The organism is Streptomyces sp. CNP082, from assembly GCF_059570535.1.
The window spans coordinates 22,226-35,453 of the sequence record NZ_JCANSZ010000033.1 but is presented as its reverse complement, the minus strand read 5'-3'; the positions used below and the strand labels follow the sequence as shown (position 1 = coordinate 35,453).

Sequence of the window (13,228 nt, the reverse complement as noted above, 5' to 3'; positions counted from 1 at the left end):
AGAGCAGCCCGTAGTCCCGCCTACCGCCCCGCCGCCGCGTCGATCCGCGCGGCGAGGGCGTCCAGGACCGCCGCGTGTGCCTGGTCCACGGCGATGTCCAGCCACATCCGCCCGGCCGCAGGGTCCTCATCGCGGCCCGTGCTGAACGTGAAGAACGAGCAGCAACCGCTCTCCCGCTCCGCCAAGTCCCGCACCTGCTCCTCGACCCCCGGCCCGTCCGCCAGCACCAGCCGCAGCCGCAGCGGCTCCGGCCGGGACAGTTCGGCGGGACGGGCCGCGAACAGCGCGTCCCACTCGGCGACCCGCAGGGGCTGCTCCGCGGTGGGCAGCGTGCAGGACTGCGGTACCCAGGCGAGGTCATTCATGGCGCTCACTCCCGTCGTCGCGCGTCCCGCAGACGAGGACCCGCTCGACGGTGAACCGGCAACCGGCAACCGTCATTCCCCGGGCGGCGGGGCGTGCAGGCCGCGGAGCTTGGCGGGGTTCAGCTGGATGTGCAGGTGCTGTACGAGGCCGGCGGTGAGGTCGTACGACATGGAGCCGATCGCCGTGCCGGCCTGGTCGATGACGATCCCCGCTGCGCCGTTGATCGTGGCGGCGCGCAGCCGTACGCCCGCCGAGACCGGCTTGCGCAGCACGCCGAGCACCCAGCGGGCCACGTGGTCCGGGCCGTACAGCGGGCGGCGGGCCGCGGTGACCACGCCGCCGCCGTCGCTCCAGGCGGTGACGTCGGGGGCGAGCAGCTCCATGACCGCGTTGAGGTCGCCGCCCGCGGCGGCGGCCAGGAACCGGGTGGTGACCTCCGTACGGCGGTCGGCGTCGGCGTCGAAGCGGGGGCGGCGGGCGTCCACGTGGGCGCGGGCGCGGCGGGCGATCTGGCGGACGGTCGGCTCGGGGCGGTCGAGGAACCCGGCGATCTCGGCGTGCGAGAAGCCGAACGCCTCGCGGAGCACGAACACCGCGCGCTCGACGGGCGAGAGCGTCTCCAGCACGACGAGCATCGCGGTCGAGACGGTCTCCGCCAGCTCGGCGTCGTCGGCGACGTCGGGCGTGGTGAGCAGCGGCTCGGGGAGCCAGGGGCCGACGTAGTGCTCGCGGGTGGCGCGGGCGGAGGTGAGGCGGTTGAGGGAGAGGTTGGTGACGGTGCGGACGAGGTACGCGCGGGGGTTGCGGACGGTGGCGCGGTCGGTCCGGTGCCAGGCCAGCCAGGCGTCCTGGAGTACGTCCTCGGTGTCGGCGACGCTGCCGAGGAGGCGGTACGCGGTGCCGAAGAGGAGCCGGCGGTGGTCGGAGAAGGGGTCGCCGGGGGGTGGGGTCCCCGGGAAGTCTCCCTCCGCGGGGGTGGCACCCTCCGCGGGGGTGGCACCTGGCGCGGGGGTGGCTTCCGGCGGGGATCCGGCCCCCTCCACGGATGCGGCCTCCTGCGAGGACGCGCCCCCCTCCCGGGACGCAGCCCCCGTCTCCCGCTCGTCGTCCCTCATCGCCTCATGCTCTCCGCGCTCCGGCCCCCTGGCAACGCCCTTACCGCCCGCCCGCCGCCACCCGCACCGCCCCGTCGTACGAGCCCCGCCCCGCCCCGCGCCGCGTGGCCCGCCCGCCCCGCGACAGCACCGTGGTCACGTTCATCCGCCGGCTCAGCCGGTACGTCACCACCGGGCTGGCGCTCACGAACTCCTTGTACCGCACCGCCCACCGCCCCCGCAGATACACCCGCCGCGGCGCGTCGTCCGCGTACGTGAACTGGATCACCGCGTCCCGCCGCCCCAGGCTCACCGGCTGGTGGAAGTACCCGAACCGGAACCGTCTCACCGCCCGCCCCCGCAGCGTCCGCGCGATGGCGTCCGCGACGTGCTGCGCCGTGGGCAGCCCGCTCTGGCACGTGCCGTGCACCTGCCCCCACGCCTGCCGTACTGCCGCCGCGTCCCCGATCGCGTACACCTCCGGGTGCGACACCGAACGCAGCCGGTCGTCCACCACGACCAGCCCGCGCGCGTCCGTCTCGATCCCGGCGCGGGCCGCGAGTCCGGAGACCCGGACGCCCGCGGTCCACAGTGTCAGATCGGACGGCACCTGCTCGCCGCCGGCCAGTTCGACGGCGTCGGGCAGCACCTTCGTGACCTCGGCCCCGGTGCGTACCGTCACGCCCAGGCGGGCCAGCGCGCGGTCCAGATGCGCGCGCGCCCGGTCGCCCATCATCGAGCCGGGCACGCCGCGGCTGAGGAGCGTGACCTCAAGACGCGGGTGGCTCTCGGCGAGTTCGGCCGCGGCCTCGACGCCGGTGAGGCCGCCGCCGCTGACGGTGACCCGGCCGCCGGTGACGGCCAGGGCGGCGAGGCGGGTGCTGAACTCGTGGGCCTCGCGGGGGTCGTTGAGGGTTACGGCGTGCAGGTCGGCGCCGGGGACACGGCTGGTGTCGGTGCTGCTGCCGAGGGCGTAGACGAGGGTGTCGTACGGGATGCCGGTGGTCCCCGGCCGCGCGGCCGGCCCGCCGTCGGACCCGTCCGCGGCGGTGCGTTCGACCGTCACCCGCCGCGCCCGCGGGTCGATCGCGACGGCGCGGCCCTGCACGAACTCGACGCCGGTGCCGGCGAGCAGGTCCGTGATGCGGTGGTCGGCGAGCCGCTGGCCGGCCGCGACCTGGTGCAGGCGCAGGCGCTCGGTGAACCGCGGCGAGGGGTTGACGAGCGTGATCCGGGTGCCGAGGCGGCGGGTGCGGTGGGCGGTGCGTACGGCGGCGAACATGCCGGCGTAGCCGGCGCCCACGACGACGATGCGGTGGCCACGGGGGCGGGCGGTCATCTGACGGCCTCCTTCGGTCTCGGCCCCCGCGGGTGCGGGAGCGACCATGGGACAGCCGACCGGGGCGAGACGTGACAGGGGAGGGTGTGAGCCGCGTCACGCTGCCCGCGCGGGGGCGGGAAGGTTCTCGTACGCGGGTGCCCGTACGGGCCGTACGCAGGGGATATCCGCTGCTGCCGCCGGCGGCGGGTCACTCGCGGCGCGGGCCGCCGTCGTCCTTGCCGTCCCGCTCGCCGCCGTCGCCGTCCCCTTCGGCGCCACCGTCTTCTTCGCCGCCGTCCCTGTCACCCCTGGCGTTCTCGTCACCCAGCTTCTTCAGGAACTCCGGGTTGTCGTCCGGCGCCACCCACGTCGAGCGCCGCCCGCCGGTGCCCCCGCCTGCGGCCGACGGGCCGCGGCGGTTCCTGCCGGCGAACAGCCAGCCGAGGGAGCCCAGCAGCGGGAACAGGATGATGAGGATGAGCCACGCGACCTTGGGGAGGTGCTTGGCGTCCTCCTTCTGCGCGGTCGCGCAGTCGATCAGCGCGTAGATCACCACGCCGAGGAGGACGATGACCGGCAGGTAGCGAAGCACGCGGCAAACCCCCTGAATGTCGCGGGGATACGCCCTGGCCCCCCACTGCGTCTCCGCGTCAGGTTAACGTCTCAGCGCCGGTCCTCGTCGGGTCCCTGGCGTCCTTCCGGGCCGTCCTCGTCCCGCTCGCCCTTCTGCTCCTCCTTGCGGTCCTCCTGGGGCCCGTCCTGCCCCAGCGAGCGGAGGAAGTCCGGGTTGTCGTCCGGCGCCACCCAGCCGCCCCGCCCCGGCCGACCCGGCCGCCGCGCGCCGCCCTCGCCGGCGATCACCGGCCGGCCGCGCGGCCGGCCGCCGACGAGCCATGCCAGCGGGCCGAAGAGCACCGAGCCGAAGAGCACGATGATCGCCACCCAGACCAGCTTGGGCAGATTCCGTACTTCCTTCTCCGGGGTGTTCAGGCAGTCGATGAACGCATAGATCCACACCGCCAGGACCAGGAGAAACGGCAGATACCTGAGCATGTGGGGCCCTTCGACGTGCGGCGGTTCTGCGGTGCGGCGGCGTCCGCGCCGGGTGCGGTGCGGCTCCGGTACGGACCCCGCGGTCCGTCCAGGGTAGTCCGTGGCGACGGCACCCCGGCAGTACCGCCGGGGACCACCCCCCGGCACAGCCCCCGCCCCCGCGCCCGCCCCGTACCCCTTCGCGGATCGCGCCCGGCGGCTGGCGGATACTGGGGCGCATGGCTTACGACGATCTCCGCTCGCTGCTGCGGGCCCTGGAGCGCGACGGCGACCTCAAGCGCATCAAGGCCGAGGTTGACCCCTACCTCGAAGTCGGCGAGATCACCGACCGCGTGAACAAGGCCGGCGGCCCCGCGCTGCTCTTCGAGAACGTCAAAGGCTCCGCCATGCCGCTGGCCATGAACGTCTACGGCACCGACCGCCGGCTCCTCAAGGCCCTCGGCCTCGGCTCGTACGCGGAGATCGGCGAGCGCATCGGCGGGCTGCTCAGGCCGGAGCTGCCGCACGGCTTCACGGGCGTACGCGACGCGTTCGCCAAGCTCGGCTCCATGGCGCACGTGCCGCCGCGGAAGGCGAAGGACGGGCCCGTACAGGAGGTCGTGCTCACCGGCGACGAGGTCGACCTCGACACGATCCCCGCGCTCTTCACCTGGCCGCAGGACGGCGGGTCCTTCTACAACCTGGGCCTCACCCACACCAAGGACCCCGAGACCGGCGTACGCAACCTCGGCCTCTACCGCCTCCAGCGCCACGACCGCCGCACCATCGGCATGCACTGGCAGATCCACAAGGACAGCCGCAACCACTACCAGGTCGCCGCCCGCCGCGGCGAGAAGCTGCCGGTGGCCATCGCCTTCGGCTGCCCGCCGGCCGTGACGTACGCCGCGACCGCGCCGCTGCCCGGCGACATGGACGAGTACATGCTCGCCGGCTTCATCGGCGGCAAGCGCGTCGAGATGGTCGACTGCAAGACCGTGCCGCTCCAGGTGCCCGCGCACGCCGAGGTGGTGCTCGAAGGCTGGCTGGAGCCCGGCAGGGAGCTGCCCGAGGGCCCGTTCGGCGACCACACCGGCTTCTACACCCCGCAGGAGCCGTTCCCCGCGCTGACCATCGACGCCGTCACGATGCGCCGCCGCCCGCTGCTCCAGTCCATCGTCGTCGGCCGCCCGCCGACCGAGGACGGGCCGCTGGGGCGGGCCACCGAGCGGTTCTTCCTGCCGCTGCTGAAGGTGATCGTGCCGGACATCGTGGACTACCACCTGCCGGAGGCGGGCGGCTTCCACAACTGCGCGATCGTCTCGATCGACAAGAAGTACCCGAAGCACGCGCAGAAGGTGATGTCCGCGATCTGGGGCGCGCACATGATGTCGCTGACCAAGCTGATCATCGTGGTCGACGCCGACTGCGACGTGCACGACCTGCACGAGGTCGCCTGGCGGGCGCTGGGCAACACCGACTACGCCCGCGACCTGTCCGTCGTCGAGGGCCCGGTCGACCACCTCGACCACGCCTCGTACCAGCCGTTCTGGGGCGGCAAGGCGGGCATCGACGCCACCTCGAAGCTGCCCGAGGAGGGCTACACGCGCGGCTGGCCGGACATGATCGTCTCCGATCCGGAGACGGCGGCGAAGGTCGACGCCCGCTGGCGGGAGTACGGGCTGTGACGGCCGCGGGGAGCGTCGTCGGGCCGGGGCCCGCCCGGTCGGGCAGCGGGGTGCGGGCGTTTCTGCGGCTGGTGATGATCGAGCACTCGGTCTTCGCGCTGCCGTTCGCGTACATCGCGGCGCTGACGGCCATGCTGCTCGACGGCGACGGGTCCGTCGAGTGGGGGACGCTGCTGGTCGTCACGGTCGCGATGGTGGCCCTGCGGACGTTCGCGATGGCCGCGAACCGGATCATCGACCGCGAGATCGACGGCCGCAACCCGCGCACGGCCCACCGCGAACTGGTCACCGGCGCCGTCTCCGTACGCTCGGCGTGGACGGGCGCGCTGATCGCGCTCGCGATCTTCCTGGGCGCCGCGGCGCTGCTGAACCCGCTGTGCCTGGCGCTCGCGCCGGTCGCGGCGGTGCCGATGGTGGTCTACCCGTACGGCAAGCGGTTCACGAACTACCCGCACGCGATCCTCGGTCTGGCCCAGGCGATCGGCCCGATCGGCGCCTGGCTGGCGGTCACGGGGGAGTGGTCGTGGGACGCGGTCCTGCTGGGGCTCGCGGTGGGGATCTGGATCGGCGGCTTCGACCTGATCTACGCCTGCCAGGATGTGGACACCGACCGCGCCCAGGGCATCCACTCGGTCCCGGCCCGCTTCGGCGTCGCGGGGGCGCTGTACGGGGCGCGGGTGGCGCACGTCGTGACGATGGCGCTGTTCGTCTGGTACGCGCTGGCGACGGATGCGGGCGCGCTGTTCTGGGCGGGGCTCACGGTGGTGGCCGGGGTCTTCGCGTACGAGCACAGCATCGTGCGCCCGGACGACCTGAGCCGGCTGAACCGGGCGTTCTTCACGCTGAACGGCGTGATCGGCATCGTCCTCTTCGCCTGCGCGGCAGCGGACCTCCTCATCCGCGACCTGGGCCTGTGAGACCCGGCCGTCTCAGCCCGCCTGCCGGCTCGCTCAGCCCGCCTGCAGCGCTGCCCGCCTGCGGTCGCTGAAGTAGAACGCCGACAGCACGCCGCCCGCCAGGCCGAAGAGGTGGCACTGCCAGGAGATCGACTGCTCCAGCACCTCGTCCGTCGGCAGCACCCCCCAGAGCATCGATCCGTACCCGAACGCGACCGCCACCCCGATCAGCACGTCGGATATCCGCCGGTCGACGAAGCCGCGCACCGCCACGTAGCCGAAGAGCCCGAAGACGACGCCCGACGCGCCCGCCGTGTGCGACCCCGTGGGCGAGACGAGCCACACGCCCAGCCCGCTCACCAGCGTGATCAGCGCGACCACGCCCACGAACCGGCCGATCCCGCGCACCGCCGCGAGGAAGCCCAGGATCAGCAGCGGCACCGTGTTCGCCGCCAGGTGGTCCCAGCCGAAGTGCATGAACGACGCCGGGATCACGTCCCGCAGCTCGCCGAAGTCGCGCGGCGTGATCGCGTACGTGTCCAGCTTGTTGCCGCCGGCCTGGTCGACCGCCTCCAGCACCCACAGCGCCGCCACCCAGGCGAGCATCACCACCGCGGCGCGCGTCACGTATATCCGCCCGCGCGGCGCCCGCGCCGGCCGTCCCGGCTGTGGCGCGGCGGGGCTGCCGTGCCCGTAAGGTTCGTACATCCCGAGCCCCCTTCGGACCAGTGTGTCCTCCCTGGGGGAAACGCAGCCGGCCTGCGCCGCGGTTCCCGTCGCCGGATAGGCTCGCCGCGTGGAGCCGCCGCACCAGACGCCGAACGAGGACCGGAACGACGACCCGAACGGGCAGCCGTACGAGGGGCCGTACGCCGGCGAGCCCGGCCGCGCCCCGCGCCGGCCCTGGGTCGTCGGCGTCTCCGGCGCCTCCGGCACCCCGTACGCCGCCGCCGTGCTGCGCGCGCTGCTGCAGGCCGGGGAGGCCGTCGACCTCGTCGTCAGCAGGGCGGCGCGGCTGACGCTGCTGGACGAGACGGGGGGCCCGTTCCGTGACGCGCACTGGCGCGCGGACCTGCGGCGCTGGCTCGCCACCGGCGCCGACGGCCGGCCGGACGCGTTCGACGTGGAGGTGGATCCCGCGGACGTACGGCACTGGGCGGCCGGTGATCTGGCCGCCGGCCCCTCCTCCGGTTCGTACCCCGCGAAGGGCATGATCGTCGTGCCGGCGTCGACCGCCGCGGTGGCCGGCATCGCGCTCGGGCTCTCCAAGGACCTGCTGCAGCGCGCGGCGAGCGTGACGCTGAAGGAGGGCCGGCCGCTGGTCGTCGTCGTACGGGAGACGCCGCTGCCCGGGCCGACGCTGCGGCAGATGGTCGCCCTGGACGAGGCGGGCGCCGTGGTGCTCCCGGCCGCCCCCGCCTTCTACGCCGGGGTCAACGGCGTCCAGGACCTCGTGGACTTCGTCGCCGGCCGCGCCCTGGACTCCGCGGGCGTGGCGCACAAGCTCTATCGCAGATGGGAAGGGGAGCTGGGGCGCTCCCGCTGACACCGCCCGACACAGCAGCAGGAAGGCTTGAGATCGCACATGGACGCCGTCGACAGGCAGCTCATCCAGGCCCTGCGGGAGAACGGCCGGGCCTCGTACGCCGAGCTGGGCCGGCTCGTGGGGCTCTCCGGGCCCAGCGTCACGGACCGGATCAACCGCCTGGAGGCCGCGGGGGTGATCACCGGCTACCGCGCCACCGTCGACGCCGCCCTGCTGGGCCGGGGCGTCACGGCGCTCATCGGGATCTCGCTCTCCGAGGCGGTGGACCACGACGACGTCGCGGACCGGCTGCGGGAGGAGCCGGAGATCGAGGACTGCTTCTTCATCGCCGGCAAGGCGTCCTTCATGCTCAAGGTGCGGGCGCCGGACGTGGACGGGCTGGGGAAGGCGGTCCGGCGGCTGTCGCGGATCAAGGGCGTCTCGCACACGGACACCACGGTGGTGCTGTCCACGGTGTGGGAGAGCAGGGTGGGGGAGATCGCGGAGGAGTAGGCCGCGTAGGCTCGGATGCGCGCAGAAGCGCAGGAACGTGACTTACGGGCTGGGAGGCGGCGCGTGGACGCAGAGCTCAGGCGCGAGCTGGCGGAGAAGGTGCGCGCGGGCGCGCGGCTGAGCCGGGAGGACGGTGTCGCGCTGTACGGGAGCGGCGACCTGGCGTGGCTGGGCGGGCTGGCCCACGAGGCGCGGACGCGGCGGCACGGGGAGCGCGGGTACTTCACCGCGTCCGCGGACACCTCCGACGCGGTGGCTGCGGTCCCGTACGGCGACGGCCCCGCGGAGCAGACGGTGGACGCGCTCCTGGCCCTCCGCACCCGGCAGGACGACGGCGCCGGCCTGCTCGCCGCCGTGCCGCTGGCGGCGGGGCAGGTCACGGGCGCGGAGGTGCTGAAGACGTTCGCGGTGGCGCGGCTGCTGCTGGACAACGTGCCGCACGTACGGGCCGCGTGGACCGCGTACGGCACGCAGACCGCGCAGCTCGCGCTGCAGCACGGCGCGGACGACTTCGCCCCGGCCCCGGGCGCGGACGGCACCCTGCCCGCCGGCGAACTCGTCGAGCTGATCCAGGACGCGGGCCTGCACCCCGTCGAGCGCGACGCCCGCTACGCCACGGTCCGCGAGCACGCGGGCCCGGACCCGGAGCGGCGCGAGGCGCCGCAGCCGATGCGCTTTTAGAGGACGTCATGACCCTGCACTACGAGCTGGACCCCGCGGTCACCCCTGCCCTGCGGGACGGCATATGCACCCTCTGGGCCGACGTCAGCAACGCCGGCGGCGCCGTGGGCTTCGTCCCCCCGGTGACGCCCGCGGACATCCGCCCGGAACTGGTCAAGCACCTCGTGGCCATGGCGGAGGGCCGCACCCGCCTGATCGCCGGGCTCGACGCCGCGGGCCGCCCGGCCGCCACCGCCTTTCTGACGCTCAACACGCACCGCCTGATGCGGCACTGGTGCTGGCTCTACACGGTGATGGTCCACCCCGATCGCCAGGGCGCGGGCGAGGGCCGCCGCCTCATGGCCGCGGCGGCGGACGCGGCGCGCGACCTGCCGGGGATGCGGGGGATCCGGCTGACGTGCCGGGGCGGGACGGGGGCCGACACGTTCTACGCGGCCTGCGGCTACAAGGAAGTCGGCCGCGTACCCGACGCGATACGCGTCGCGGACGACGACTACCGCGACGACATCACGATGTGGCTGCCGCTGCATACTTGATACGCGCACCACGCGGCACCCCGCGATCCGCACACCGCACCCCGCACGCTGAACCACCCTGACCGACGGAGCAGAGAGCAGAGAGAAGTTGTCAGCCGTGACCCCCAAACCGAACCCCGCCGTCCGCTACACCGCCATGCGCCTCGGCGTCTTCGCCGCGTCGTTCGTGATCCTGGCCGTCCTGGTCCGGATCCGCGCGCTCCCGTCGGGCCTGGGTGACTCGAACTACCTGTGGGTCATGGTGCTGGCGATCGTCGTCTCCGCGCCGCTGAGCTTCATCCTGCTGCGCCGGCAGCGGGAGGAGATGTCGGAGCAGATCGTGGGCCGGGTGCAGAAGTCGAAGGACCGGCTGGCGGCGAACCGCAGCCGCGAGGACGAGGCGGACGACGAGGCGCGGGGCACGGCGTCGTAGCGAGGCGTCATCGCGAGGCGTTGTAACGAGGCGTGAAAGGCGTCACCCTCAAAGCCACACTATGGGAATGTCAAAGCAGGAGTGTTAGTCTTCTCGTCATGACGACGACGGTAGCGGCGCTCCGCATGCCCACGAGCCCTCTGCTCGTGGCGCGCCTGCACGTCGATCTGTGCCGCTGCCTGTCCGCGGCATGTCAGAGCAGCCAGTCCCCCGCGCTCTGACCGGTCACACACCACATTCCCCAGCAGCAGCCGCGCGCCCGCTTCCCCTCCTCCCGCCACCGTGTGCGGACGGGGCCCCGGCGCGCCCAGTCACGGAGACGCCCGTGTCCACATCCACCCCTGTCCCCACCGCGCAGCCGCGCAGCGGCTTCCGGATACCCAAGGTGCCCTTCTGGGCCCAGATCCTCGCCGGCCTCGTCCTCGGCGTCGTCCTCGGCTGGGCCGCCCGTACCGGCGACGTCGCCTGGCTGAAGGACACCCTGGACCAGATCGGCACCATCTTCGTCCAACTGCTCAAGCTGGCGGTCGCCCCGCTGGTGTTCTTCGCCATCCTGGTGTCGATCACCAACCTGCGGAACGTCAACAACGCCGCCCGCCTCGCGACCCGTACCCTGCTGTGGTTCTTCGCCACCTCGCTCATCGCGGTCGCCATCGGCCTGGCCATCGGCCTGCTCACCAACCCCGGCGCCGGCACGGACCTGTCCCCGAAGGACGGCGCGGCCCCCGAGGACAGCGGCTCGTGGATCGACTTCCTCACCGGAATCATCCCGACCGACATCATCACGCCCTTCACCGAACTGAACGTGCTGCAGATCGTCTTCATGGCCGCGGCCCTCGGCGTCGCCGCCCTGAAGCTCGGCGAGAAGGCCCAGCCGGTCATCGCGTTCAGCGAAACGATTCTGGAGCTGCTGCAGAAGGCGCTGTGGTGGGTCATCCGCCTCGCCCCCATCGGCACCGTGGGCCTCATCGGCTTCGCGATCGCCGACTACGGCTGGAACCTGATCAGCAAGTACGCGACCTTCACCGCCGACGTCTACATCGGCTGCGCCCTGGTCCTCTTCGGCGTCTACCCGCTCCTGCTGGCCACGGTCGCCAAGGTCAACCCCCTGCAGTTCTTCCGCGGCGCCTGGCCCGCGATCCAGCTGGCCTTCGTCTCCCGCTCCTCGGTCGGCACCATGCCGGTCACCAAGAAGGTCACCGAACGCCTCGGCGTCCCCCAGGAGTACACCTCCTTCGCGGTCCCCTTCGGCGCGACGACGAAGATGGACGGCTGCGCCGCGATCTACCCGGCGCTGGCGGCCATCTTCATCGCCGAGATCTTCGACGTCAGCCTGGGCATCCAGGACTACGTCCTGATCGCCTTCGTCTCGGTCATCGGCTCCGCCGCCACCGCGGGCCTCACGGGCGCCACGATCATGACCACCCTGACCCTCTCCACCCTGGGCCTCCCCCTGGAGGGCGTGGGCCTGCTGCTGGCGATCGACCCGATCCTGGACATGGTCCGCACGGCGACGAACGTCGCGGGCCAGGCAGTGATCCCGGTGCTGGTCGCGTCGCAGGAGAAGATCCTGGACCGCGACATGTACGAGAACGCCACCAGCTTCGACCTCGACGACCCGGACCCGGCGAACTCCACCCCGCCCACCACTCCAATCCCGGCAACAGCCTGAGACCGCCCCACCCGAAAGCCGAACGCCCGCACCCCGAAAATCCCGGGGCGTTCGCATGTAGTGGGCGCGGATTGAGCCGTTGTTGCCGGATCGGACTCCGAGGCGGGGTGCGCCACGACCCACCGGACGCCCCCGGACCGGGCCGGACATGGTCTCGGGGACAAGGCGTACTCGTCGCGGGCGATCCGTTCGGATCTGCGGCGCCGTGGGATCCGGGTGGTGATCCCGCAGTCCTCGGACCAGGCCGCCAACCGCAATCGGCTCGGCGGTCGCGGTGGCAGGCCACCGGCCTTCGACCGCGGGAGCTACAAACAACGAAAAGCGGTCGAGCGGACCATCAGCAAACTGAGGCAATGGCGCGGCCTGGCCACCCGCTACGACAAGACCGCCACCACCTCGCCGGGCTACACCTCGCCGCCATCCACATCTGGTCTGCAAGGTGATCCCCAAGAAACGGCCTAGCCGTCTCCCATGAGGATCCGGTGGAAATCGGCTGGGTCTTCAATCGTGATCTGGTCGGCATCGGGAGGGGTGATCGCCGCCGTGACGCCGAAGTCCCAGAACTCGGTGACCTTCCAGATCTGACGATTGCCGGCGGAATTCTGGATCGCGATCCGGCGTGCTAGGCCCGCGTCGTCCAGCCACACCTCTGCCGGCAGCTCGCGCAAGTGACGGAATGACCCTTCCGGCACTTTGATCCCCGTGGGCAGGAGTTCGTCCGCTGCCGGGATATCGAGGGTGAGTCGATAGTGAGTGGTGGTGGCGTCACGGATGGTGCCCGTACCGGCCTCGATGATGTCGCCACCGGCACCGAACAGGGCATCCAGTGGCCAGAGCGGATCGTGAGAGCTGCGCGGGCCGTCCCGGTCAACGTCGTCGGGAGCGGCGAACCAGGAATCACCTACACGCATCAACCTGCTCGCTCCGTCGTAGAGGTTCTCGTGCGGTTTGGTGATTGCCTCTGGCGCGTTCTGCATGCCATCCCGGATATGTGCGGGCAAGAGAAACTCAGACACCTGCGCCTGGCGGGCTGCGAAATCGACCACGCCCTCGCCGTCCCACTCCCGCTCCCGCTCCTCGAATGTGGGCGCACCGAAATGTAACCCAAACGACAACCGCGCCGAACCGGCCGCCGAGGTACGCGCAGCAGCGGCCTGCACACGAGCAGTGACGCCCTCGGGACTCCCTGTCATGATCCGATCTCCTCGTCGCGAGTAACCCAGGCTACCCGGCTCGGAGTTCGCAGAAGAGTCCCGGCGCACGCCGGACATGAGCAGCCCACATCTTGCTCCGGTGATCCCGGTGGGGCGCGAACTCGCTGGAACCGATTTCGTGATCAACCAGATGGGGCCAGAACCTCGTCCGAGGGTGGGGCCAGATCACACGCTAGGAGTCAGACTCCGCGCCGCGCGGCGTGACTTGGAGGAGTCCAGCTCCGGCGGCTTGCGGCGGCCCCTGCCGACGCTGAAGACGTCAACCCTCTCCCATCACACCG

The 13,228-nt window shown here is 72.3% G+C and carries 16 protein-coding genes and 1 pseudogene; 10 read left to right on the top strand and 7 right to left on the bottom strand.

Annotated elements, in window-relative coordinates:
- Nucleotides 1–20: 20 nt before the first annotated feature.
- The 5 genes from B124_RS24090 to B124_RS24070 form a co-directional block, all read right to left on the bottom strand.
- On the bottom strand, nucleotides 21–365 hold the full coding sequence (locus B124_RS24090; RefSeq protein WP_496505025.1) for a hypothetical protein: 345 nt from the start codon (nucleotides 363–365) through the stop codon (nucleotides 21–23).
- A gap of 72 nt (nucleotides 366–437) precedes the next feature.
- The gene (locus tag B124_RS24085; RefSeq protein ID WP_496505024.1) at nucleotides 438–1,481 is read right to left on the bottom strand and encodes an RNA polymerase sigma-70 factor; all 1,044 of its coding nucleotides are present in this window, start codon (nucleotides 1,479–1,481) and stop codon (nucleotides 438–440) included.
- Nucleotides 1,482–1,521: 40 nt separating this feature from the next.
- The gene (locus B124_RS24080; protein ID WP_496505023.1) at nucleotides 1,522–2,799 is read right to left on the bottom strand and encodes an NAD(P)/FAD-dependent oxidoreductase; all 1,278 of its coding nucleotides are present in this window, start codon (nucleotides 2,797–2,799) and stop codon (nucleotides 1,522–1,524) included.
- A gap of 190 nt (nucleotides 2,800–2,989) precedes the next feature.
- On the bottom strand, nucleotides 2,990–3,373 hold the full coding sequence (locus B124_RS24075) for a PLDc N-terminal domain-containing protein (RefSeq protein WP_496505022.1): 384 nt from the start codon (nucleotides 3,371–3,373) through the stop codon (nucleotides 2,990–2,992).
- A 71-nt stretch (nucleotides 3,374–3,444) separates the two neighbouring features.
- A complete protein-coding gene (locus B124_RS24070) occupies nucleotides 3,445–3,834 on the bottom strand; it encodes a PLD nuclease N-terminal domain-containing protein (RefSeq protein WP_496505021.1) in 390 nt (129 codons plus the stop codon).
- 218 nt (nucleotides 3,835–4,052) lie between these two features.
- On the opposite strand from B124_RS24070, the gene B124_RS24065 reads away from it, so the two are divergent.
- Nucleotides 4,053–5,498 carry a menaquinone biosynthesis decarboxylase gene (locus tag B124_RS24065; RefSeq protein ID WP_496505020.1) on the top strand — a complete coding sequence of 482 codons (1,446 nt, stop codon included), beginning with the start codon at nucleotides 4,053–4,055 and terminating at the stop codon, nucleotides 5,496–5,498.
- Nucleotides 5,495–6,415 carry a menaquinone biosynthesis prenyltransferase MqnP gene (mqnP, locus tag B124_RS24060; protein WP_496505019.1) on the top strand — a complete coding sequence of 307 codons (921 nt, stop codon included), beginning with the start codon at nucleotides 5,495–5,497 and terminating at the stop codon, nucleotides 6,413–6,415. Before B124_RS24065 ends, mqnP begins: the two co-directional genes overlap by 4 nt.
- Before the next feature lie 33 nt (nucleotides 6,416–6,448).
- Here mqnP and B124_RS24055 read toward each other — a convergent pair whose 3' ends face one another.
- Nucleotides 6,449–7,000 (bottom strand): rhomboid family intramembrane serine protease, encoded by a 552-nt coding sequence (locus B124_RS24055; RefSeq protein WP_496505075.1) that lies wholly within the window; start codon nucleotides 6,998–7,000, stop codon nucleotides 6,449–6,451.
- A gap of 190 nt (nucleotides 7,001–7,190) precedes the next feature.
- Between B124_RS24055 and B124_RS24050 the strand changes: the two genes are divergently transcribed.
- From B124_RS24050 to B124_RS24015, 8 genes and pseudogenes are all read left to right on the top strand, one after another.
- The gene (locus tag B124_RS24050; RefSeq protein WP_496505018.1) at nucleotides 7,191–7,940 is read left to right on the top strand and encodes a UbiX family flavin prenyltransferase; all 750 of its coding nucleotides are present in this window, start codon (nucleotides 7,191–7,193) and stop codon (nucleotides 7,938–7,940) included.
- A gap of 39 nt (nucleotides 7,941–7,979) precedes the next feature.
- Nucleotides 7,980–8,432: an Lrp/AsnC family transcriptional regulator gene (locus tag B124_RS24045; protein WP_496505017.1), complete on the top strand. Its 453-nt coding sequence runs from the start codon at nucleotides 7,980–7,982 to the stop codon at nucleotides 8,430–8,432.
- 63 nt (nucleotides 8,433–8,495) lie between these two features.
- Nucleotides 8,496–9,113 carry a hypothetical protein gene (locus tag B124_RS24040; RefSeq protein WP_496505016.1) on the top strand — a complete coding sequence of 206 codons (618 nt, stop codon included), beginning with the start codon at nucleotides 8,496–8,498 and terminating at the stop codon, nucleotides 9,111–9,113.
- Nucleotides 9,114–9,121: 8 nt separating this feature from the next.
- A complete protein-coding gene (locus tag B124_RS24035) occupies nucleotides 9,122–9,649 on the top strand; it encodes a GNAT family N-acetyltransferase (RefSeq protein ID WP_496505015.1) in 528 nt (175 codons plus the stop codon).
- Nucleotides 9,650–9,746: 97 nt separating this feature from the next.
- Nucleotides 9,747–10,061: a DUF4229 domain-containing protein gene (locus tag B124_RS24030; protein ID WP_496505014.1), complete on the top strand. Its 315-nt coding sequence runs from the start codon at nucleotides 9,747–9,749 to the stop codon at nucleotides 10,059–10,061.
- A 98-nt stretch (nucleotides 10,062–10,159) separates the two neighbouring features.
- Nucleotides 10,160–10,282, top strand: a complete 123-nt coding sequence (locus tag B124_RS24025) for a hypothetical protein (RefSeq protein WP_496505079.1) — start codon at nucleotides 10,160–10,162, stop codon at nucleotides 10,280–10,282.
- Between the two features lie 104 nt (nucleotides 10,283–10,386).
- A complete protein-coding gene (locus tag B124_RS24020; protein ID WP_496505013.1) occupies nucleotides 10,387–11,733 on the top strand; it encodes a dicarboxylate/amino acid:cation symporter in 1,347 nt (448 codons plus the stop codon).
- Between the two features lie 150 nt (nucleotides 11,734–11,883).
- Nucleotides 11,884–12,195, top strand: a pseudogene (locus B124_RS24015) (transposase); the annotation flags it as partial.
- Here B124_RS24015 and B124_RS24010 read toward each other — a convergent pair.
- Nucleotides 12,192–12,926 (bottom strand): hypothetical protein, encoded by a 735-nt coding sequence (locus B124_RS24010; protein ID WP_496505012.1) that lies wholly within the window; start codon nucleotides 12,924–12,926, stop codon nucleotides 12,192–12,194. The pseudogene B124_RS24015 and the gene B124_RS24010 sit on opposite strands and share 4 nt — an antisense overlap.
- Between the last annotated feature and the right edge of the window lie 302 nt (nucleotides 12,927–13,228).